Annotated in this window: 19 protein-coding genes and 1 tRNA gene; 7 read left to right on the top strand and 13 right to left on the bottom strand. The window is 59.5% G+C overall.

The genetic code is table 11. From position 1 onward, the window contains the following. Positions 1 to 217 precede the first annotated feature (217 nt). The gene (gene mqo, locus ACLH1U_RS16310; protein ID WP_032453547.1) at positions 218 to 1,852 is read left to right on the top strand and encodes a malate dehydrogenase (quinone); all 1,635 of its coding nucleotides are present in this window, start codon (positions 218 to 220) and stop codon (positions 1,850 to 1,852) included. Between the two features lie 55 nt (positions 1,853 to 1,907). On the opposite strand, the gene eco is transcribed toward mqo, so the two are convergent. From eco to ACLH1U_RS16285, 5 genes are all read right to left on the bottom strand, one after another. Next, entirely contained in the window at positions 1,908 to 2,399 is a 492-nt protein-coding gene (eco, locus tag ACLH1U_RS16305) for a serine protease inhibitor ecotin (RefSeq protein ID WP_023290474.1), read from the bottom strand. Between the two features lie 174 nt (positions 2,400 to 2,573). Then, positions 2,574 to 3,683: an AI-2E family transporter gene (locus ACLH1U_RS16300; RefSeq protein WP_048336221.1), complete on the bottom strand. Its 1,110-nt coding sequence runs from the start codon at positions 3,681 to 3,683 to the stop codon at positions 2,574 to 2,576. Positions 3,684 to 3,870: 187 nt separating this feature from the next. After that, positions 3,871 to 3,947, bottom strand: a tRNA-Pro gene (locus ACLH1U_RS16295). Between the two features lie 76 nt (positions 3,948 to 4,023). Further along, positions 4,024 to 5,784, bottom strand: a complete 1,761-nt coding sequence (yejM, locus tag ACLH1U_RS16290) for an LPS biosynthesis-modulating metalloenzyme YejM (protein WP_049013176.1) — start codon at positions 5,782 to 5,784, stop codon at positions 4,024 to 4,026. Positions 5,785 to 5,802: 18 nt separating this feature from the next. Then, positions 5,803 to 6,030 (bottom strand): YejL family protein, encoded by a 228-nt coding sequence (locus ACLH1U_RS16285; protein ID WP_004195346.1) that lies wholly within the window; start codon positions 6,028 to 6,030, stop codon positions 5,803 to 5,805. A 186-nt stretch (positions 6,031 to 6,216) separates the two neighbouring features. Here ACLH1U_RS16285 and yejK point away from each other — a divergent pair, with 186 nt between their 5' ends. Continuing rightward, positions 6,217 to 7,224, top strand: coding sequence for a nucleoid-associated protein YejK (gene yejK, locus ACLH1U_RS16280; protein ID WP_004144267.1), 1,008 nt, complete (start codon positions 6,217 to 6,219; stop codon positions 7,222 to 7,224). A gap of 13 nt (positions 7,225 to 7,237) precedes the next feature. Here the strand turns inward: yejK and ACLH1U_RS16275 are convergent, their stop codons facing one another. Further along, positions 7,238 to 8,005: a DeoR/GlpR family DNA-binding transcription regulator gene (locus ACLH1U_RS16275; protein ID WP_411299343.1), complete on the bottom strand. Its 768-nt coding sequence runs from the start codon at positions 8,003 to 8,005 to the stop codon at positions 7,238 to 7,240. Positions 8,006 to 8,086: 81 nt separating this feature from the next. Here ACLH1U_RS16275 and ACLH1U_RS16270 point away from each other — a divergent pair, with 81 nt between their 5' ends. Beyond that, positions 8,087 to 8,683: an NUDIX domain-containing protein gene (locus tag ACLH1U_RS16270; protein WP_085551292.1), complete on the top strand. Its 597-nt coding sequence runs from the start codon at positions 8,087 to 8,089 to the stop codon at positions 8,681 to 8,683. A gap of 20 nt (positions 8,684 to 8,703) precedes the next feature. Here the strand turns inward: ACLH1U_RS16270 and ACLH1U_RS16265 are convergent, their stop codons facing one another. Continuing rightward, complete coding sequence (locus ACLH1U_RS16265) at positions 8,704 to 9,990, bottom strand: serine hydrolase domain-containing protein (RefSeq protein ID WP_085551293.1); 1,287 nt, start codon at positions 9,988 to 9,990, stop codon at positions 8,704 to 8,706. A gap of 103 nt (positions 9,991 to 10,093) precedes the next feature. Here ACLH1U_RS16265 and ACLH1U_RS16260 point away from each other — a divergent pair, with 103 nt between their 5' ends. Further along, a complete protein-coding gene (locus ACLH1U_RS16260) occupies positions 10,094 to 10,981 on the top strand; it encodes a LysR family transcriptional regulator (RefSeq protein WP_050533202.1) in 888 nt (295 codons plus the stop codon). Positions 10,982 to 11,039: 58 nt separating this feature from the next. On the opposite strand, the gene rplY is transcribed toward ACLH1U_RS16260, so the two are convergent. Further along, positions 11,040 to 11,324, bottom strand: a complete 285-nt coding sequence (rplY, locus tag ACLH1U_RS16255; RefSeq protein WP_032453540.1) for a 50S ribosomal protein L25 — start codon at positions 11,322 to 11,324, stop codon at positions 11,040 to 11,042. A 136-nt stretch (positions 11,325 to 11,460) separates the two neighbouring features. Continuing rightward, positions 11,461 to 13,218, bottom strand: coding sequence for a DEAD/DEAH box helicase (locus tag ACLH1U_RS16250; RefSeq protein WP_023290467.1), 1,758 nt, complete (start codon positions 13,216 to 13,218; stop codon positions 11,461 to 11,463). A 147-nt stretch (positions 13,219 to 13,365) separates the two neighbouring features. Here ACLH1U_RS16250 and rsuA point away from each other — a divergent pair, with 147 nt between their 5' ends. The 3 genes from rsuA to ACLH1U_RS16235 all read left to right on the top strand — a co-directional run bounded on the left by rsuA (position 13,366) and on the right by ACLH1U_RS16235 (position 15,953). Next, positions 13,366 to 14,085 carry a 16S rRNA pseudouridine(516) synthase RsuA gene (rsuA, locus tag ACLH1U_RS16245; protein ID WP_102006973.1) on the top strand — a complete coding sequence of 240 codons (720 nt, stop codon included), beginning with the start codon at positions 13,366 to 13,368 and terminating at the stop codon, positions 14,083 to 14,085. Then, entirely contained in the window at positions 14,082 to 15,278 is a 1,197-nt protein-coding gene (locus ACLH1U_RS16240; protein WP_023290465.1) for a Bcr/CflA family multidrug efflux MFS transporter, read from the top strand. Before rsuA ends, ACLH1U_RS16240 begins: the two co-directional genes overlap by 4 nt. A gap of 330 nt (positions 15,279 to 15,608) precedes the next feature. Next, on the top strand, positions 15,609 to 15,953 hold the full coding sequence (locus ACLH1U_RS16235) for a YejG family protein (protein WP_002912974.1): 345 nt from the start codon (positions 15,609 to 15,611) through the stop codon (positions 15,951 to 15,953). Between the two features lie 3 nt (positions 15,954 to 15,956). On the opposite strand, the gene yejF is transcribed toward ACLH1U_RS16235, so the two are convergent. From yejF to ACLH1U_RS16215, 4 genes are read right to left on the bottom strand one after another with little or no spacing between them, the layout of a single operon-like run. Continuing rightward, the gene (yejF, locus tag ACLH1U_RS16230) at positions 15,957 to 17,546 is read right to left on the bottom strand and encodes a microcin C ABC transporter ATP-binding protein YejF (protein WP_032453538.1); all 1,590 of its coding nucleotides are present in this window, start codon (positions 17,544 to 17,546) and stop codon (positions 15,957 to 15,959) included. A 1-nt stretch (position 17,547) separates the two neighbouring features. Next, positions 17,548 to 18,573 carry a microcin C ABC transporter permease gene (locus ACLH1U_RS16225; protein WP_023290463.1) on the bottom strand — a complete coding sequence of 342 codons (1,026 nt, stop codon included), beginning with the start codon at positions 18,571 to 18,573 and terminating at the stop codon, positions 17,548 to 17,550. Then, complete coding sequence (locus ACLH1U_RS16220; protein WP_411299342.1) at positions 18,573 to 19,667, bottom strand: microcin C ABC transporter permease YejB; 1,095 nt, start codon at positions 19,665 to 19,667, stop codon at positions 18,573 to 18,575. Before ACLH1U_RS16220 ends, ACLH1U_RS16225 begins: the two co-directional genes overlap by 1 nt. 9 nt (positions 19,668 to 19,676) lie before the next feature. Continuing rightward, positions 19,677 to 21,482, bottom strand: a complete 1,806-nt coding sequence (locus tag ACLH1U_RS16215; protein ID WP_032453536.1) for an extracellular solute-binding protein — start codon at positions 21,480 to 21,482, stop codon at positions 19,677 to 19,679. Positions 21,483 to 21,518 lie beyond the last annotated feature (36 nt).

Below are 21,518 nucleotides of genomic sequence, written 5' to 3'. Positions count from 1 at the left end.
TCACAAAACCAGGGATGATAGCGCGGAATCTACCAGCGCACCAGTACAAAAAGTGATTTGCTGTATACATTTATTAAACATTTTTATAACGGATCTCAAAACAGAACTTAAAATTTAAACAATATTTAAATTTTTGAGCTTCGGTGGTAACGTGAGGGGTGAGAATCGTATCACCTGCGCTAAATAAAAACAGCGAGTAAAGTAAGGCTCAAATCCGATGAATAAAAAGATGGCCGTACCACGCTCACAGGCGGTTGGTCCCAACAGCACTCGGACCAACACCCGCCATGAGCAAGAGACGGATGTATTGTTGATTGGCGGCGGCATTATGAGCGCCACACTGGGAACCTGGCTGCAGGAGCTTGAGCCAGACTGGTCTATTACCATGGTTGAGCAGATGTCCAGCGTGGCGGAAGAGAGCTCAAACGGGTGGAACAATGCGGGGACCGGCCACGCGGCGCTGATGGAGCTGAACTACACGCCGCAGACCGCCAACGGCATCAATATCGACAAAGCGGTCGACATCAACGAAGCCTTCCACATCTCGCGTCAGTTCTGGGCGCATCAGGTGACGCGCGGCGTCCTGAACAAACCAAAATCATTCATTAACAGCGTGCCGCACATGAGCTTTGTGTGGGGCGAAGATAACGTCAACTTCCTGCGCGCGCGCTATGCGGCGCTGCAGCAGAGCGAACTGTTCCGCGGCATTCGTTACTCTGAAGACCATCAGCAGATCAAAGCCTGGGCGCCGCTGGTGATGGAAGGCCGCGACCCGCTGCAAAAAGTGGCCGCCACCCGTACGGAAGTGGGAACCGACGTCAACTATGGCGAAATCACCCGCCAGCTGATCGCCAGCCTGCAAAAGCATGATAATTTCTCCCTCCAGTTGGGCACCGTGGTGCGTCGCTTCAAGCGCAACGCCGACAAGAGCTGGACGGTCACCCTGGCGGATGCCGACAACCGTCGTCAGAAGCGGGTTATTAAAGCCAAATTTATCTTTATCGGCGCCGGCGGCGCGGCGCTGACCCTGCTGCAGGAAACCGGCATTCCGCAGGCCAAAGAGTATGCGGGCTTCCCGGTCGGCGGCCAGTTCCTGGTCTGCGAAAATCCGGAGGTGGTAAACCACCATCTGGCGAAGGTTTACGGCCAGGCCGAAGTGGGCGCGCCGCCGATGTCGGTGCCGCATATCGATACCCGTATTATCGACGGTAAACGCGTGGTGCTGTTCGGGCCGTTCGCGACCTTCTCGACCCGCTTCCTGAAGAACGGTTCGCTGTGGGATCTGCTGGCCTCGACCAATACCTCGAATATCCTGCCGATGCTCAACGTCGGCCTGGACAACTTCGATCTGGTGAAATATCTGATTAGCCAGGTGATGCAGAAAGATAAAGATCGTCTGGCCGCGCTGTGCGAATACTATCCGGAAGCGCGGAAAGAGGACTGGCGGTTGTGGCAGGCCGGTCAGCGCGTGCAGATCATCAAGCGCGATGCGAAGAAGGGCGGGGTACTCCGCCTGGGCACCGAAGTGGTCAGCGATGACGAAGGCACCGTCGCGGCGCTGCTCGGCGCATCGCCAGGCGCCTCCACCGCGGCGCCTATCATGCTGCAGCTGATGGAAAAAGTGTTTAAGGACAAAGTTAATTCGCCGGAATGGCAGGCCAGGCTGAAGGCGATCATCCCGACCTACGGTATTCGCCTTGATGGCAACCCGGCGGAGATTGAGAAAGCGCTGGCGTGGACCAGTGAAGTGCTGGAGCTGAAATATGAGCCAGCCGCCGCGATGGATGAAGCCCCGCAGGCGGAGCTGAAGCCGCTGAGCGGCGGCAAGCCGATAGCGGATATCGCGCTCTGACAAAAACGGCAGCCTGCGGGCTGCCGTTTTTTTATTGCCGTTTTAATGGCGCGCCTTAGCGGACCTCGGCGTTACCGATAGTCTCCTCCGCGCGCCAGATGCGATATTTCACATCGACATTGGTCGGCGTGTAGACGACGATCGGCAGCTTGCTGTTGTAGCGCAGCATGGCGTCATCGCCGAGGCCGGCAGTCACAAATTTCTTCGTTTTCTTGCCGTCCGGGCAGGCCATCATGGTGGATACCGGGCCGCTCAGCTTATCAAAAACATAGTAGTCATAACCCCAGCCTTCCAGGGTTTTGCTTTCCAGCTCCCCGCCAAGACGATGGTGGTTGCAGTCAACTTCCAGCGTCTGGCCGATCATCAGCTCAACCTTCAGCGCCGATTCATCCTGCTGCTGCGGCAGCTGAATAACCTGACGCTTCATGCCTTTTTCCGCTTTCGGGAACGGCGCGACTTTTTCCAGCGGCTGGTCTGCGGCCAGGGCGCCGGCAGACATGCAGGCGGCGGTCAGCAGAGAAACGGCTAGCGTAGTGATTTTTTTCACGGTTGATCATCCTTTATTTTCGTTCCTGACAGAGATAGCCTATCATCACTTTGCTAAATGTTAAGATTTATTTACCAATTTTTGCAAAATGAATAGTGTTATCTACTGGTAAGGCGTCGGCCGCGCAGAGCGCAACAGGGGCGCTGGCAGGCCGCCAGAGGCCAGCCGGTGAAATTATTCATTACGGCTATTTTTCGCTTCCTCAATAAATTCTTCATCGATTTCATCGGTGTTGCCAGCGTGTTCCCGCCCCGACAGCAAATTCCAGCAGGCGATAAACAAGGCGGCGATCAGCGGGCCGATAACAAAGCCGTTAATACCGTAGATCTCCATGCCGCCGAGGGTGGCGATGAGGATCAGATAGTCCGGCATCCTGGTATCCTTGCCCACCAGCAGCGGACGCAGAATGTTGTCCACCAGGCCAATCACAATGACAAAGAAGCCGACGATAAAGGCGCCCTGCCACAGCTGGCCGGTGGCAAACAGGTAAATCGCCGCCGGCACCCAGATAATGGCCGAGCCTACCGCCGGGATAAGCGACAGGAACGCCATCAGCGCGCCCCAGAGAATGCTGCCGTCCAGACCGGCGATCCAGAAGGCAAAGCCGCCCAGCGCCCCCTGCGCCAGCGCCACGGCGACGGTGCCTTTTACCGTGGCGCGAGCCACCGCGGCGAACTTAGCGAACAGGTGCTGCTTCACGTAGCTGGATAACGGCAGAGACTCGAGGATCAACAGCACCAGGTGAGGGCCATCCTTCAGCAGGAAGAACAGCAGGTAGAGCATAATGCCGAAGCTGACGGTGAAGCCAAAGGTGCCTTTACCAATCAGAAACGCGCTGCCGGCCAGATACTGGCCGCCTTTCAGGGCGACATCGGAGAGCTGCTGCTGGATCTGCTGCGCGCTATCCAGGTTATGTTCGGCGAGGAAGCTTCTGGCCCAGCCGGGGAGGTGGGCGATCAGGCTGGCGACCACCGTCGGGAACTGGGTATCGTTATGCTGCAGTTTGCTGTACACCACGTTCAGCTCGTAGGCCAGTGACGACAGGATAATCGCCAGCGGCGTGAACACGATAAGGCAGATAATGACGATGGTCATCAGCGCCGCAAGGCCGTTACGTTCGCCGAGGCGGGTGCGCATCTTGTTTTTGACCGGATTGAAAATCACCGCGAGGATGGCGGCCCAGAGGATGGCGGAATAATAGGGTGAGAGAACATCAAAAAAGGCCAGGGTTACAATGAAGACGATAAGGATGAAAAATCCTTTGGTAAGTCCATTAACTCTCATGTCATCCGCTCCTGCTTATGAGTCATACGGTCGAATAATAGATGCTACGACGTAATTTACCATCAGGATAGTCGTACTCTATACGCTGTGGCGCGGAAAGGGCACAAATTCAACGAGCTGAGGGGAACAGGCGTAAAAGAGGGGCATAAAAAAACCAGCCTTAAAAGGCTGGTTTCTCAGGGATTTTTGGTCGGCACGAGAGGATTTGAACCTCCGACCCCCGACACCCCATGACGGTGCGCTACCAGGCTGCGCTACGTGCCGACGCGTGGGGAACAATATTACCCGTTCCCCAGGCGAATGCAAGCGGGTCGCGCGCGATTGATTCATAATTAATCAATCAGTTAGCGATAAAGCGTTTTTCATCGGTCAGGACCTGCAGCAACAGGCTGAGCTGCGGTTTCTGATCTTTGATTTTCTCACCGTCGCGGCTCCAGGTGGTATAGGTGCCGTTATGGTTGAGGACCACGGTGATAGCCGGGGTGGTAATGGCCAGCGTATCGCCGTTGGCCGCGGTGACCCAGTTCCGACGCCGCGCGGCGCTGAACAGATCTTCCCCCTGCGAATACTCATTGGCCGGCGTCGACACGTGAAGCAGGCGCTGCATCAGCGTGGTCATCACATCTTTGTTATCGGTCAGGGTGGCAATTTCCTGGGCCGGCGTGCCCGGCCAGTGAATAACCAGCGGCACCTGCAGCTGCTCGCGCGACCAGTCGAACGGGTCGTGTTTGACGTTAAGCGGCTTGCCGTGGCCGCCGGTGATAATGACCACCGTATTATCGAGCTTGCCGGCTTCGCGCAGCGCGGTCAGCACCCGATCGATCTGGGCATCAACGTCGCCTGCCGCCTTGCTATAACGGCGGACAAAGCCCTGCTGCTGCGTATCGTCGAGGGTGGTGCCATTGAGCGAGACCCACGAGAACCAGCGATTCTCATCCTGCGCGTAACGGTCCAGCCAGCCGATCCACTGATTGGCGGTCTGCTCGTCGCTCTGGGTCTTCGCGCTCGGCAGCGAGAAGTCGGAGAGCAGCGCCTGGCGATACAGCGGGCTGCTAAACCCATCGGAAGAGAACAGGCCCAGCTGGTAGCCCTGCTGGTTGAGAGCGGTGATCAGCGCCGCGGGAATACGCGCCGAGAGGACACCGTCCATATAGCCTGGCGAAATGCCGTAGAACAGGCCAAACAGGCCGCTGTCGGCGGTATTGCCCGAGCTCATATGCTGGGTAAAGTTCACGTTTTCTTTGGCAAACGCCGCCAGCGCCGGCATCGTTTTTTCAAACCGCGAGTAGTTCAGGTTGTCGACGGTGATCAGTAGCACGTTATAGCCCGCGCCAAGGTCGCGGTAGCGCAGGTTACTGAGCGGATACTGGACCGATACCGCCTCCGGCGCCCCTTGCTCCACCAGGCGACGCTGATAATCCTGGGCGTCGAGCAGGCCATGTTTCTCAAGGAAACGTCGGGCGGTCATCGGATAAGAAAGCGGTAGATTCGCTCGCTGCATGGTGATCGGGCGATAAAAATTGGCATCCGCCCAGATATAGACCAGGTGGCTGCTGATGAACGACAAAAAGAAGAACCAGGCGACCGGGCGGGCATAATGGCGGCGACGCGTCAGGCTGCGCAGCTTTTGCCAGCTCCAGGTGGCGAAGAGCATTTCAATCAAAAAGATGACCGGGACGCTGATAAACATCAGCTGCCAGTCGCGCGCCATCTCATTCTGGTCAGGGTTGATGACCAGCTCCCAGACCACCGGGTTTAAATGAAGATGAAAGCGGGTAAAGACCTCGCTGTCTATCAGCAGCAGCGTCATCCCGGCGGTGGCAAGGATCACCGACAGGAAGCGCATCAGGCGCTGCGAGACCACGATAAAGGTCAACGGAAAGAGGATCAGCACATAGCTGGTAAACACCAGGAAGCTGAAGTGCCCGACGAGACTGACGTACGAAAAGAGTCGTCCGGCAAGCGTCGTCGGCCAGTCGGCGACAAAAAGGTAGCGGCTGCCGAGCACCATGGCCAACAACATGTTGAACAGGGCGAACCAGTGCCCCCAGCTAACCATCTGGGAGACTTTTTCTCGGTAGGGCTGACGTAGAGTCACCATATACTGTTGCTGTTATCCTTAATGCGCTGGATCGTCGTTAATCGAAGATTGCAAAGCCTGCGCGAAAGAACGGGCGATGGCCTGACGCTGCGCCGGCGCGACGCTACTGTTGATCAGGTTGGTCACCATATTGCCTAACACCATCAGTGAAAGGTCAACCGGGGCTTTGTGTGATTCCAGGACGTTCGTCAGCTCGCTGAGCAACTGTTCGACCTGTTGATCGCTATAGCGGGAAATTTGCGGCATAAACTCAAAATCTGTTTGTTCGTGAAAGGGCAACATATTACCGTAGCAGCAGCTTTTTTTCCGCATTTTTTCGCCGCGGCGCAAAAGCGCACCGATCGTCAGTCATGACGTCGAAATGTGTGGCGCCAGTTGCGTCGGCAACCCGGCGGTGGTTGAATACCGCCCGGTCTAAAAGGAGAGTTTAACATGAGTCTGGATATCGACCAGATTGCCCTGCATCAGTTAATCAAACGTGATGAACAAAATCTGGAGCTGGTGCTGCGCGAGTCACTGCTGGAGCCGAACGCGACGGTCGTCGAGATGATGGCTGAACTGCACCGGGTTTATAGCGCCAAAAGCAAAGCCTATGGCTTGTTCAATGAAGAGAGCGAACTGGCGCAGGCGCTGCGCCTGCAGCGTCAGGGGGAAGAGGAGTTTCTGGCGTTCAGCCGCGCGGCGACCGGCCGCCTGCGCGATGAGCTGGCGAAATACCCGTTCGCCGAAGGGGGCATTGTCCTCTTCTGTCAGTATCGTTACCTGGCGGTCGAGTATCTGCTGGTGGCGGTGCTCAATAACCTGAGCAGCATGCGCGTCAACGAAGAGCTGGATATCCGCTCGACCCATTATCTGGATATTAACCATGCCGATATCGTCGCGCGCATCGATCTGACCGAGTGGGAAACCAATCCGGAGTCGACCCGCTACCTGACCTTCCTGAAAGGGCGGGTGGGGCGCAAAGTGGCCGATTTCTTCATGGATTTCCTCGGCGCCAGCGAAGGTCTCAACGCCAAAGCGCAGAACCGCGGCCTGCTGCAGGCGGTGGATGACTTTGCCGCCGACGCGCAGCTTGATAAATCCGAGCGACAGAATGTGCGTCAGCAGGTCTATGCTTACTGCAATGAACAGCTGCAGGCCGGGGAAGAGATTGAGCTGGAGTCGCTGTCCAAAGAGCTTGCCGGCGTCAGCGAAAAGAGCTTCCAGGAATTCACCGCCGAGCAGGGCTACGAGCTGGAAGAGAGCTTCCCGGCGGATCGCAGCACCTTACGTCAGCTGACCAAGTTTGCCGGCAGCGGCGGCGGTTTGACCATTAACTTCGACGCGATGCTGCTGGGCGAACGCGTATTCTGGGATCCCGCCACCGATACCCTGACCATTAAGGGCACCCCGCCGAACCTGCGCGACCAGCTGCAGCGCCGGACGTCCGGCGGCAACTAAGCGCCACGCCCCGTCAGCGCGACCGCTGAACGGGGACGATCTCCATGCCGCTCTGCACCAGCCGCTGGCGCAGCGCGGCGTCGGGCTCCCCATCGACGATAAGCGTACTGGCGAGGTTCAGCTCGCCGATGGCAAAGGCCGACGCGGCGTTGAGCTTTTCCCGGGAGGCCATCACCACGGTTTCCGCGGCCCTGGCCGCCAGCGCGCGCTTGATGCCTGCCTCTTCATAATCACCGGTGGTAAAACCCGCTCGCGGGTGGACGCCGGTCACCCCCATAAAGAACACATCGGCGTTGATCCGCGCCATTGCTTCCAGCGTTTCGGGGCCGACGGCGACAACCGAATGCTTAAACACTTTGCCGCCGAGCAGGATCACCTCGATTCGCGGGTGATCGACCAGCGCCACGGCGATGCCGGGGCTGTGAGTGACCACCGTGCAGCTGAGGTCGGCGGGTAATAAGCCGATCATCGCCGCGGTGGTGGTGCCGCCATCGACAATCACCACCTGTCCAGGCTGGATCAGGCCGGCGGCAGCGCGCGCCACCGCCTGTTTGGAGGCGATTTGCATGCTTTTGCGTGTTTCAATAGGGGCGATGGCGGCAGAGACCGGCAGCGCCCCGCCGTGGACCCGCTGCAGTTTTCCTTCCGCCGCCAGCTCGCGCAGATCGCGGCGAATGGAGTCCTCAGAGACGTTAAACCGTTGGCTCAGCTCCCCGGACATTACCTGTTTTTCCTCCGCAAGGATCTGCAGGATTTGCTGTTTTCGTTGACTGGCGAGCATGATTTTTCCTTAACGAGTGATCTTGTTTGTGCACGATTATGCATGTTATGGTGCCTGCTGTCATCTGAAAGGGGATATAACATGCAAACTCACGCACCGCACGTCCGTCACGTTCGCGAGACGCTGCTCTCTGATAACTGGTACACGCTGAAAAAATATACCTTCGAACTGCAGCGCCGGGACGGACGCTGGCAGGAGCAGAGCCGCGAGGCCTACGATCGCGGCAACGGCGCGGTCATTTTACTCTACAACCGGGAAAAGCGGACGGTGGTCCTGACCCGTCAGTTCCGTTTTCCGGTGTTTACTCACGGTCACGACGGATATCTCATTGAAGCGGCGGCCGGGCTGTTGGATAACGCCACGCCGGAGGCGCGGATCGTTGCCGAAGCGGAAGAGGAGACCGGCTTTCGGGTGACGCGCATCGAGCCCCTCTTCACCGTCTTTATGAGCCCCGGATCTGTCACCGAAAAACTCTACTTTTTTATCGCCGAATATCAGGCCGATGACCGGCAGGGAGACGGCGGCGGGCTGGCGGCGGAAGGTGAGGACATTGAAGTGCTGGAGTGGCCCCTGGCGCGGGCGCTGCAGGCCATTCGCGATGGCGAGATCATGGATGCCAAAACCATTATCCTGCTGCAGCACCTGGCGCTGAATGCCGACACGCTCCTCGCCGGCTGAGCGGCAAGGAGCAGGGAGGGTTAACGCAGCTCGCGGGCAATGGCGCTGTACATCAGCGCCGCTTCCAACGGCTGGGCGTTAAAGGAGGGTTCCGCCTGCGGCCAGGTCGACCACTGGACGATCACCAGGTGTTCCGCGCGGTTCACCATGATCACCTGGCCGTAGATCCCCAGCGCCCACAGCGAGTCTTTCAGCCCTTCCTGCGGCGTCGGCTGGACGTTTTGCGCATTCGCCGGTATGGCGTTATTCCACCACTGATAGCCGTAGATACCTTGCGGATGTGCCGCCGAGACCGAGTTTAGCGCAGTGGTCCAGCTTGCGGCCTGATCGAACCAGCCCGCCGGCACCAGCTGTTTGCCGTTGCTTAACCGACCATCGCGGGCGACGAATTCTCCGAAGCGGCCCCAGTCTTCAAGGGTGGCGTTAAAGCCGTGGGCGCCGACATCGTGCTTCCCTTGCTGATAAGCATGCCATACGCCGTCGTGGGCCATCCCGGCGGGCTGCCACAGCGACTGCTCAAGCCAGGCGGCCAGCGACATGCCGGTGGCGCGCTCCAGGATATCGCCCAGCAGCCAGGCGCCGCCGGAAGAGTAGGACCACTGCTCGCCCGCCGGATGTTTGCGCGCCAGGCCGGTGACGATCTTGCGCACGCAGGCATAGGCCCCGGGCTGCGCCTCGCACTGGGTCAGGCGGGCGAAGTGCGACTGCGGGTCGGTGTAGTCTTCATTCCATTCCACACCGCTGGTGTGCTGCATCAACTGCTTCAGCGTCACGCCGTCCCAGGCGGTGCCTTTCAGTTCGGGTTCATAAACGGTAATCAGATCATCGAGGGAGTGGATCTTACCCTGCTGAATGGCGATGCCCACCAGCGTCGAGACCACCGATTTTCCCACCGAGCGTGAGGTCCACAGGGTGGTATCGGTGTTGCCGTCGCCAAGATATTTCCAGGCGACTTTGCCGTCTTTCAGCACCAGCATACCGCTGACGTTCTCGCGCTTCAGGTAATCCTGCAGGGTCCAGGTGTGGCCGTTAAGGGTATAGCGGGCATCGGTCAATGGCTTTTCAGCGCGTTCCAGCGGCGCCGAGGCGCCGTGGCGGAAAACATCGCCGGCATAGTTGCGATAGTCATTTCGAAAGCCAATCACGCGTGAAGTCTGATCCCAGCTGAGCATATCTTTGGCGGCGGGTAGCGTTTGGTCGTAAGGCGTTGGGCAGACATCCAGCGTCAGGTCGCCGCAGCGTTGTGCCATTGCCGCGGCCGGCAGCGCCGCCAGGATTAACGCCAGGGCCAGTGGTTTTCTTATCATCATCCTTTCCTCGTTTGCCATAGATTCGCATCGCAGTATATAAATCGGCGCGCGGCGGCTAAAATCAGCAAAGGGGGGATTTTCCCCCGCAAGGGAGAGAAGGATGAAAACCCTGCAGTATTCTTTCGCGCAGATTGAAGCATTCGCCACCATCGCCGAGACCGGCAGCCTGTCGCGGGCGGCTATTCGGTTAGGTAAAGACCGAACCACGCTGCGCGATCTGCTGGACTATCTGGAAGATGCGCTGGGCTATCGGCTGTTCAGCCGGGAAGGGCGTACCCTGACCTTAACCGCCGAAGGGGAGCAGCTTTTTCGTCAGGCGCATCTGCTGTTGCGCCAGGCGCAGGCTTTCGAGTCTTTTGCGCAAACGCTGCCGCAAACCGCCGGGCAGGCGCTGCGTCTGGTGTACGATCCCTTTATCCCACGTGATTTTCTCTGCGCGCTGGCCGATACGCTGGCCCGGCGGCAGATCCGGTTAAGCTGCTGGAGCGCCTCACGGCGCGAAGCCGAGCAGGCGCTGAGCGATGGCGTGGCGGATATGGCGATGTGCCAGGCCAACAACCGCACGCTGGGCAGCGAAATGGAGTGGCGGGCGCTCGGCACCGTGGATCTGCGTTTCTACGCGGCGGACCGCCTGTTCCGGGATGCCGCGCGGCCGCTGACGCTGCTGAATCTGTCGTTGACGCCGCAGCTGGTGATGCACCGGCGCAGCGACGATCAGATTGCCCGCCGGCTGCAGATCTCCGGCCATACGCTGTATATGAACGAAATTACCCTGCTGCGCCATGCGATGGAGCAGGGGAGGGGCTGGGGGTTTTTACCGGACCATTTGCGGCCAGGCGAGTGGCGGGGAGTCGGTGAAATCGCGACGGAGGTCGGCAGTCAGGGGCTGAACGTCACCATGGTGATGCTCTGGCTGCCCGGAATGAATAAGCACCGGCTGCTGAGCGACATCGTGGACGAGGCGCCGGCGCTTTGGCGGCGCGGATAACAAAACGCCCCGGAGCCGAAGACCCCGGGGCGCTTGCCATACAACTTGCTATCGGCGATTACGCGCGAACGAAGTCGATGTGAGTCAGTTTCGGCTTGAACGCGTGGCGCTGAACAGCCTGAACTTTGACTTTTTCTTCTTTGCCATCAACAACGACGGTCAGAACTTCGCCGTAAAACTCAGCTTTGCTCTGCATGTTCCATACTTTGTCGTGGTCCAGTTCGATAGCAACCGGAGCAGCTTCGCCACCGTAGATGATTGCCGGGAACTTGTTAGCTGCGCGCAGGCGGCGGCTCGCACCCTTACCCTGCTCTTTACGTACTTCTGCGTTGATAGTAAACATTGATGTCTCTCTATATATAAAGCCTGCTACAGGCGACCCAGCAACAGGCGGATTATCTGCTTTGCGAATGCAAAAGCGGGCGGCATTATAGCCGCCAAACGACACCCGGGCAATCAAAACCTCAGCTTTCGGGTGATTAACGCAGCTCGTTGGCGCGGCGAAAACGCCCCTGATAATCGAACACTTTTTCCCGCACCTGCCAGTACTGGCCTTTCATGCGGGCGACGACAAAGTCCGGATGGCGCAGCAGCGCCTGCTGGGCCACGATATCCGCCGGCGTTATCCAGCGCAGCGGCACTCCCGGCGTGCGGGTATGCGGGCGGATAAACAACTGCTCAAAGGCGGTACGCTGGGCGGGCGTTTGCAGACGGAAGCGCTCACTGACGTCGGCGCCGTCCTCATCGTAGTAGGTGATTTTCAGCCACGGGCCTTTCTCGTCGCTACCGTGCTGCAGGGCCATGCCGCTGCAGCGCAGCACCAGCGCGTCCTTCAGCTTCAGCGCCGCCTTCAGCATGTCGTCCGGGTCAACCAGAATGGTGTCGCACTCCCGGCAGCGACGGGCGGCGATATCGTTTTCCGCGTTGCACTGCGGGCAGTTTTTGAAGCGAAAGCGGAAGTCGCACTGTTCGCGGTGGCCGTCGTCGTCTTCGAACCACCCCTGGCAGCGGCGGCCAAAATGCTCAATCAAGGTGCCGTCGGCGGTGGTTTTTCCCCAGAAGGTGTTGGCGAAGCCGCAGGCCGGGCAGAAGACCTGCACCGGCACGTTGTCGCTTTTGCCCTTCGGCGTCCCCACTTCCGGGGCGTACAGGTCGTGCGGGTTGCCGGCGTAGTCGAGGATCAGGCAGTCGGTTTTTCCCGGCGCCAGGCGCAGGCCGCGGCCAACGATCTGTTGGTAAAGACTCACCGACTCGGTGGGGCGGAGGATGGCGATCAGGTCGACGTGCGGGGCGTCGAAGCCGGTAGTCAGCACCGCGACGTTCACCAGATAGCGATACGCCTGCGCTTTAAACGCCTCGATGATGCGATCTCGCTCCGGACCCGGGGTTTCCCCGGTGATCAGCGCCGCCTGGCCTGCCGGCAGCAGGCCGGTCACTTCCCGGGCGTGCTCCACGGTGGCGGCGAAGATCATCACCCCTTTGCGGCTTGCGGCGAACTCCACGATCTGGCTGACGATATGCGGTGTAATGCGCTGCTGTTTTTTCAGTTCGTGATTAAGATCGGCCTCGCTGAACAGGCCGTTGCTTTGCGCCTGCAGGCGGCTGAAATCGTACTGTACCACCGGCATATCGAGGCGTTCCGGCGGCGTCAGGTAGCCGTGCTTAATCATATAGCGCAGCGGCAGCTCATAGATGCAGTCGCGGAACAGCGCTTTTTCATCGCCACGCACCATCCCGTGGTAGTGGAACTGATAGATCCACCCCTTGCCGAGGCGGAACGGGGTCGCCGTCAGGCCGAGCAGCCGGAGCTGCGGGTTGACCTGCCGCAGGTGGCTGATGATCTGCTGATACTGGCTGTCGTCATCATCGCTGATGCGGTGGCATTCATCGACGATCAGCAGCGAAAACTCGCTGCGAAATTGCGCCAGATTACGCGCCACCGACTGCACGCTGCCGAACACCACTTTGCCGTGGCTCTCTTTACGCTGCAGTCCGGCGGCAAAGATATCCGCCTCGAGGCCAAGGGCGCAGTATTTAGCATGATTCTGCGCCACCAGCTCTTTGACGTGGGCCAGCACCAGCACGCGGCCGCGGGCCAGTCGGGCAAGCTCGGCGATCACCAGGCTTTTGCCCGCGCCGGTGGGCAGGACAATCGCCGCCGGCTCGGTATGGCGACGAAACCAGGCGAGGGTGGCATCGACGGCTTCTTGTTGGTAGGGACGTAATGTAAAAGTCATGAATTCACGGGGCTAATTAACTCGCGAATAGTATGCCATGAATCTTTTCCCTTGAGTGGTGTTAAGAGCCCGTTATACTAGCCAGTGAATTTCTTCTTTTTCGGGCGATTTGCCCGCTCCAGCACTTTGACAGGCTAAAAAAATCTCATGCGACTTGATAAGTTTATCGCTCAGCAGCTTGGCGTCAGCCGGGCTATTGCCGGGCGTGAAATCCGCGGCAGCCGCGTTACCGTGGACGGCGACATTGTAAAAGATGCTTCCTTTAAGCTTCAGCCGGAGCACGAGGTGGAGTATGACGGGAACACGCTGACCCAGCAGAACGGCCCGCGCTATTTTATGCTCAACAAGCCGCAGGGGTACGTCTGTTCCACCGACGATCCCGATCATCCGACTATCCTCTATTTCCTCGACGAGCCGGTGGCGCATAAGCTGCATGCCGCCGGTCGGCTGGATATCGACACCACCGGACTGGTGCTGATGACCGATGACGGCCAATGGTCGCACCGCATTACCTCGCCGCGACACCACTGTGAAAAAACCTATCTGGTGGCGCTGGAAAACCCGCTGGCGGAAGGGACCGCGGAGCTGTTTGCCAAAGGCGTCCAACTGCATAACGAAAAAGATCTCACCAAACCGGCGGTGCTGGAAGTTATCACTCCGACCGAAGTGCGCCTCACCATTAGCGAAGGCCGCTACCATCAGGTGAAACGCATGTTCGCCGCCGTGGGCAACCACGTGGTTGGCCTGCATCGGGAACGCATCGGCGACATCCTGCTGGATGAATCTCTGGCGCCGGGTGAATATCGTCCGCTGACGGAAGCGGAAATCGCCAGCGTGGGCGCCCCGCAGCCACGGAGCAAAACGTGACGCTGAAGCAAAATTCGTCTCTGGGGATTGTCTTTATCCTTGGCCTGCTGGCCATGCTGATGCCGCTGTCGATCGATATGTATCTTCCGGCCCTGCCGGTGATCGCTGCCCAGTACCACGTGCCGGACGGCAGCGCGCAGATGACCCTCAGCACCTATATCCTCGGCTTTGCGCTGGGGCAGCTGCTGTACGGTCCGATGGCCGACAGCCTCGGCCGCAAGCCGGTGATCCTCGGCGGAACGCTGGTCTTCGCCGCGGCGGCGGTGGCCTGCGCCCTGTCGCAGACCATCGAGATGCTGATCGCCATGCGCTTCTTCCACGGTCTGGCGGCCGCGGCGGCCAGCGTGGTGATCAACGCCCTGATGCGCGATATCTATCCGAAAGATGAGTTTTCGCGGATGATGTCGTTTGTCATGCTGGTGACGACCATTGCGCCGCTGGTGGCGCCGATGGTCGGCGGGGCGGTGCTGGTCTGGTTCAGCTGGCATGCCATCTTCTGGATCCTCGCCCTGGCGGCCCTGCTGGCGTCGCTGATGATCGGCCTGTTTATCCGCGAAACGCTGCCGGCTGAAAGGCGTCAGCCGTTCCACCTGCGCACCACGATGGGTAACTTTGCCACCCTGTTCCGCCATAAGCGGGTCCTGAGCTATATGCTGGCGAGCGGCTTCAGCTTCGCGGGCATGTTCTCTTTCCTTAGCGCCGGGCCTTTCGTCTATATCAATATTAACCACGTCGCGCCTCAGCACTTTGGCTACTATTTTGCGCTGAACATTGTCTTTCTGTTCCTGATGACCATGTTCAACAGCCGGTTTGTGCGGCGGGTAGGGGCGTTGCGCATGTTCCGCGCCGGGCTGTGGATCCAGTTTGCCATGGCGGTGTGGATGGTGGTTTGCGCCCTGCTCGACGTCGGCTTCTGGTCGCTGGTCATCGGCGTGGCGGCCTTCGTTGGCTGCGTATCGATGGTATCGTCGAACGCGATGGCGGTGATCCTCGATGAGTTTCCGCATATGGCGGGCACCGCTTCGTCGCTGGCGGGGACTTTCCGCTTTGGTATCGGGGCGATTATCGGCGCGCTGCTGTCGATGGCCACCTTTACCACCGCCTGGCCGATGCTGATCTCCATCGCCTTCTGCGCCACCAGCTCTATTTTCTTCTCCCTTTACGCTTCCCGCCGGCGAAAAATCGCACGCTAGGTCACATTTTCAGGGGCGAAATCGCCCCTTTCTTGATGCACGTCAACCGCAATGGGCTTCAGGGTTCTGCGATTTGTTTCCTTTATGTAAAATCAATTAGTGTAAAAAGTCGCATTGTTGCGATAAAAAAGTTGTTTTGGATCACAGAAACGGGTACATATAGCGCCAATCGGCTTGCCGGGTTAAAAAATAACACGCTGGAATATAAGCGCTTAACCCTGGGCCGCCGCGGCTGTAAACGTTTTCTGCGTCTGAGCAGGACTATTTGTCAACAGTGTGTTAATATTGATGTAAATTTATTGTGAAGCCTTTTGCTTCCGGGGAAACCACGTGAATACACAACAACTCTCTATCGTACACCGTCTGCCGCAGAGCTATCGCTGGCTGGCCGGTTTTGCGGGTTCCAGAGTTGAACCGATTCCGCAAAACGGCGCGCAGAACGAAAACAGTCTCGTCGCCCTGAAGTTGCTGAGTCCGGACGGTGAAAAAGCCTGGCCGGTGATGCATAAGCTCAGCCAGGCGTTAAGCGACATCGAAGTCGACTGTTCCGTTCTGGAGTGCGAAGGCGAGCCCTGCCTGTTCGTTAATCTGCAGGATGAGTTTGCCGCCACCTGTCGTCTGAAAAACTTTGGCGTGGCGATCGCCGAGCCCTTCTCCGGCAATAACCCTTTCTGACCGTCAGCTTAGCGCCAGCAGCTGGCGGGTATACTCATGCCGGGGCGCGCTGAAGACGGACTGGCACTCGCCCTGTTCGACCACCACTCCCTGCCGCAGCACCATCACCTGGTGACACAGCGCGCGCACCACGCCTAAATCATGGCTGATAAAAATATAGGCCAGCTGATGCTTCAGCTGTAACGCTTTCAGCAGATTCAGGATCTGCGCCTGAACGGTTTTATCCAGCGAGGAAGTCGGCTCGTCGAGGACGATAAGCTGCGGCTTGACGATTAACGCTCTGGCGATGGCGATACGCTGGCGCTGGCCGCCGGAGAAAGCCGCCGGGTAGCGCTGGCGGCTGGCCGGGTCGAGGCCGACCTCCTGCATGGCAAGGATCACCGCCTGTTCGCGTTCAGCCGCCGTCAGCGTCGGCTGGTGGACGCGCAGGCCCTCCTCAATGATCTGCTGCGCCGTCAGGCGCGGATTGAGCGACGAGTTCGGATCCTGAAAAACCACCTGCATCTGTCGGCGCAGCGGCAGCAGCTGTCGGCGACCGCGTCCCTGAATCGGCTGGCCGGCAAAGGTTATCTTGCCCTCGGAGGGGATCAGGCGCAGCAGCGCCAGACCGGTCGTGCTTTTGCCGGAACCCGATTCTCCCACCAGACCCAGCGTCTCGCCGGCCCGTAGCTGGAAATGGAGATCATTGACCACCCGATGGTGATCGACCACCCGACGCAGGATCCCCCGGCGAATGGGGAACGCCACCTGTAACGCCTCCGCCTGCAGCAGCACCGGGGCATCGGCGGCCAGCGGCACCGGCTCGCCGTCCGGTTCGCTATCCAGCAGGCGTTGGGTGTAAGGATGGGCCGGCGCGCTAAACAGCGCCCGACAGTGATTGTGCTCCACGCAGCGGCCGTTCTGCATCACCGCCACCCGGTCAGCCAGCTGGCGGACGATGCTCAGGTTATGGGTGATAAACAGCAACCCCATGTTCAGCTCCCGCTTTAGCTCGCGCAGCAGCTGCAGTATTTGCGCCTGCACTGACACATCGAGGGCGGTGGTCGGCTCGTCGGCAATCAACAGCTCCGGGCGCGTCAGCAGCGCCATGGCGATCATCACCCGCTGGCGCTCGCCGCCCGAGAGCTGGTGCGGATAGTCCGCCAGCCGCCGCGGCGCCTGACGGATCCCGACGCGCTCCAGGCAGTCGAGGATCTCTCCGCGCGCCGCCTCTTTGCGCATTCCCCGGTGTAACGACAGCACCTCGTAGAGCTGTTTTTCCAGGGTATGGAGGGGATTGAGCGACACCATCGGCTCCTGAAAGATCATCGCGATCCGGTTGCCGCGCACGCCGCGCAGGGTCGCCTCATCCGCATGCAGCAGCGACTGGCCATGAAAACGGATATCGCCGCTGGGGTAGCTGGCCGGCGGGGTAGGGAGCAGCCGCAGCACCGACAGGGCGGAGATGCTCTTACCGGAGCCGGATTCCCCCACCAGGGCCAGCGTTTCGCCGGCCGCCACCTCGAGCGACAGATTATGCACGACGGTCTGCGTCTCCCCCTGCTGGCGAAAGGCGATAGAGAGATTGTCGATAGCTAACAGCGGGTGGGTCATATTACACCGCCTTACTGGGGTCAAAGGCGTCGCGCACCGCTTCACCGATGAAAATCAGCAGCGTCAGCAGCACGGCGACAGAGAGAAACGCGGCAATGCCCAGCCAGGGCGCCTGCAGGTTGTTTTTGCCCTGCAGGAGCAGCTCGCCGAGGGAGGGCGAGCCGAGCGGCAGGCCGAAGCCGAGAAAATCCAGCGACGTCAGGGTGGTAATAGAGCTGCAGAGAATAAAAGGCAGGAAGGTGAGGGTCGCCACCATCGCGTTGGGCAGCATATGCCGCAGGATGATCTGCCGGTCGCTGACCCCTAACGCCTGCGCCGCCCGGATGTAGTCGTAGTTGCGGGTGCGGAGAAATTCAGCGCGCACCACGCCCACCAGCGTCATCCAGCCAAACAGGACGGTGATCGCCAGCAGCCACCAGAAGCCCGGCTGCACGACGCTGGAGAGCAGGATGATCAAAAACAGCGTCGGCATACCGGACCAGACTTCGATAAAACGCTGCCCCCAGAGGTCGATTTTACCGCCGTAATAACCTTGTATCGCACCCGCCAGCACCCCCAGCACGCTGGAGAACAGCGTCAGCAGCAGACCAAACAGTACCGAGATGCGCGTCCCATAAAGGATCCGCGCCAGCACATCGCCGCCGTTGGCGTCGGTGCCGAGCCAGTTGCTGGCCGAGGGCGGTGATGGAAAAGGAACCGTGCTGGCAAAATTGATCGTCGTCGCGCCGAAGCGCACCGGCGGCCAAAGCGCCCAGCCGTGGCTGGCCAGCTGCTGCTGCAGCCAGGGATCCTGATAGTCGGCGGCGGTGGCGAATGCGCCGCCGAAGGTCTGCTCGGTATAGTTTTTTAACACCGGGACGTACAGCTGGCCCCGGTACTGCACCAGCAGCGGCCGATCGTTGGCTAGCAGCTCAGCCCCCAGGCTGCAGAGGAAGAGGATTAAAAACAGCCACAGCGACCAGTAACCGCGACGGTTGTGGCGAAAGCGCGCCCAGCGGGCCTGATTAACGGGACTGAAGAACGACATTAGCGGCCCTCAAAATCAATACGCGGGTCGACCAGCGTATAGCTGATATCGCTGACGATATTCAGCAGCAGGCCGATCAGGGTGAAAATATAGAGCGTGCCGAACATCACCGGATAGTCGCGGGAGACCGTCGCTTCATAGCCCAGCAGCCCCAGACCATTCAGGGAGAACATCACTTCGATCAGCAGCGAGCCGGTAAAGAACATACTGATAAAGGTGGCCGGGAAACCGGCGATCACCAGCAGCATGGCGTTGCGGAACACGTGTCCCCAAAGGATCTGTTTCTCACCGACGCCTTTGGCGCGGGCGGTGACCACATACTGTTTGCGGATCTCGTCAAGGAAGCTGTTTTTAGTCAGCATGGTCAGGGCGGCAAAGCCGCCGATCACCGTCGCCAGCACCGGCAGGGTGATGTGCCACAGATAGTCGAGGATCTTTTCATACCACGGGAGGGTGTCGAAGTTTGGCGAGACCAGACCGCGCAGCGGGAAGAGGTCGAAATAGCTGCCGCCGGCGAAAATCACGATCAGCAGGATGGCGAACAGAAAGGCGGGGATCGCATAGCCAATGATAATCAGCGTACTGCTCCAGATGTCAAAGCGGCTGCCGTTGCTGACGGCTTTGCGGATGCCCAGCGGAATGGAGACCAGATAGATGATCAGCGTGCTCCACAGCCCGAGGCTCACCGAGACCGGCAGGCTGTCTTTAATCAGCTGCAGTACGGAGGCGCTGCGAAACAGGCTGTCGCCAAAATCAAAGTGCAGATAATCGCCCAGCATCTTCAGGTAGCGCTCGTGCAGCGGTTTGTCGAAGCCGTAGCGGTGGGTGATCTCGGCGATGACTTCCGGATCGAGGCCGCGCCCCCCGCGATAGTGACCCTCGCTGATATTGCCGGCGCCGGTACGGGCATGGCTGGCGCCCATCCCGCCGTCGCCGGCGCCTGGCATTCCACCGTGCTGACCAAATTCGATGGCGGCGATGGCCTGGTCGACCGGGCCGCCGGGAGCGATCTGTACAATAAAAAAGTTAATGGTAATGATGGCCCACAGGGTGGGGATCACTAACAGCAAACGGCGGATCAGGTAGCTGCCCATGGTATGTCCTTAGCGTCTGTCCGCGGGGAGGGTGGCCGCTTTGTTCGCGTCATACCACCAGGTATCAAGGCCGGACGAATAAATGGGGCGGGTTTGGGGGAACGAGAATTTATTCCACCACGCGGTGCGGTCCTGCGCCATATACCACATCGGCAACATGTAGTGGTTCCAGGTGAGGACGCGGTCCAGCGCCCGGCCAAGCGGGATCAGCTTCTGCTTATTACCCTGCCACTGCAGGATCTGCGCAATCAGTTTATCCACCACCGGACTTTGCACCCCCGGCGCGTTGTAGCTGGAGTGAATATAGTCCGACGCCCAGGAGATTTGCAGGTCAGTCCCCGGCCAGGGCATGGCGCGCCACAGGCTCGGCATCATGTCGTAATCGCGGCTGCGGCGGCGGTTGCTGTACTGCGAGTTATCCACCTGACGAATATCCATGACGATCCCCAGGCGCTGCAGGTTGTGCTGAAACGGCAGCACCCAGCGGTCATTGCTTCCGGCCGGCATCAGCAGTTCAAAGCGCAGCGGCTTGCCGGTGGCGGCGTTAACCCGGCGCTGGTTCTTCACCGTCCAGCCCGCCGCGTTAAGCAGGGCGTCGGCTTGGAGTAAGTTGGCGCGGTCGAAGCCATCGCCGCGGGAGACCGGCGGCTGGTACACCTGGCTGAAGAGCTCGGGGGGCAGTTCGTTTTTCATCGGCGTCAGCAGGGCCAGCTCGGCCGCGTCGGGCAAGCTGCGGGCGGCATATTCGGTGTTCTGGAAATAGCTGTTGGCGCGCTGATACGCGCTGTAAAACAGCGCCTTGTTCATCCATTCAAAATCAAACGCCAGGGTAATGGCCTCCCGCACCCGGCGATCGGCGAATACCGGGCGCTGAATATTGAACGCCAGCCACTGGGTATCCTGCGCCGAGGTGTTGGCATACTCCTCTTTAATGATGTAGCCGCGGCTGAAGTTGCGGCCGACGTAGCGGGTGGCCCAGTTTTTGGCGACCGTCTCTTCCCGGCGGTCGACGGCCCCGGCTTTAAAGGCTTCGAAAGCGACGTTGTCGTCAAGATAATAGTCATAGCGCAGCGTATCGAAGTTCCAGCGACCGCGGTTGACCGGCAGGTCGGCCGCCCAGTAATCGGCGACCCGGGAATAGGTAATATACTGTCCCATCCGCCAGGCGCTGATGCGGTAGGGCCCGCTGGCCAGCGGCGGCTTTGACAGCGGGTCGCTGAGTTTGTGATGACGCCAGAACGCCTCGGGCATCACCGGCAGGCTCAGCAGGCTCAGCATGTTCTCTTTACCGGGCTGGCCGAGGTCGATACGCACGGTCAACGGCGCGATGGCCTTCACGGTGGTGCCTTTATAAAAGAGGCGGAACTGCGGCACCCCTTCGGTCATAAACTTATTGAAGGTAAAAGCGACATCGCGGGCGGTGATTGGCGTGCCGTCGTGAAAACGGGCGCGCGGGTTGAGGGCGATCTCCATCCATGAATAGTCCCCGGCGTAGCGCGCCCGCTCGGCAATCAACGGATAGTAGCTGCCGGGCTCATCATCCGAGGTGGTGAACAGGGGATCGTAGAGCGCTTCAGTGCGTACCGCGGGATTGCCGCGCAGCGCGTAGCGGTTGAAGTTGTCAAAGGTGCCAATCGCCGCCAGGGTGAGGGTGCCGCCTTTCGGCGCCTGTGGATTAACATAATCAAAATGGCTGAAACCGGCGGCGTATTTCGGTTCGCCGATAATCGCGAAGGCGACGCTTTCCTGAATGGATTGCGCTTTAGCGCTCAGGCTAAACAGAGCAAGCAGAAGCAGAAAAAGTCGCGCATACATAGGCGGCAGAATACCCTGTCATAGCCGGCCCCCGTG

It is taken from the genome of Klebsiella sp. 1SOBk5mer (assembly GCF_046603115.1).
Lineage (GTDB): Bacteria > Pseudomonadota > Gammaproteobacteria > Enterobacterales > Enterobacteriaceae > Klebsiella > Klebsiella quasipneumoniae.
The sequence above is the reverse complement of the archived record's forward strand: the minus strand, read 5'-3'. Positions and strand labels throughout refer to the sequence as shown.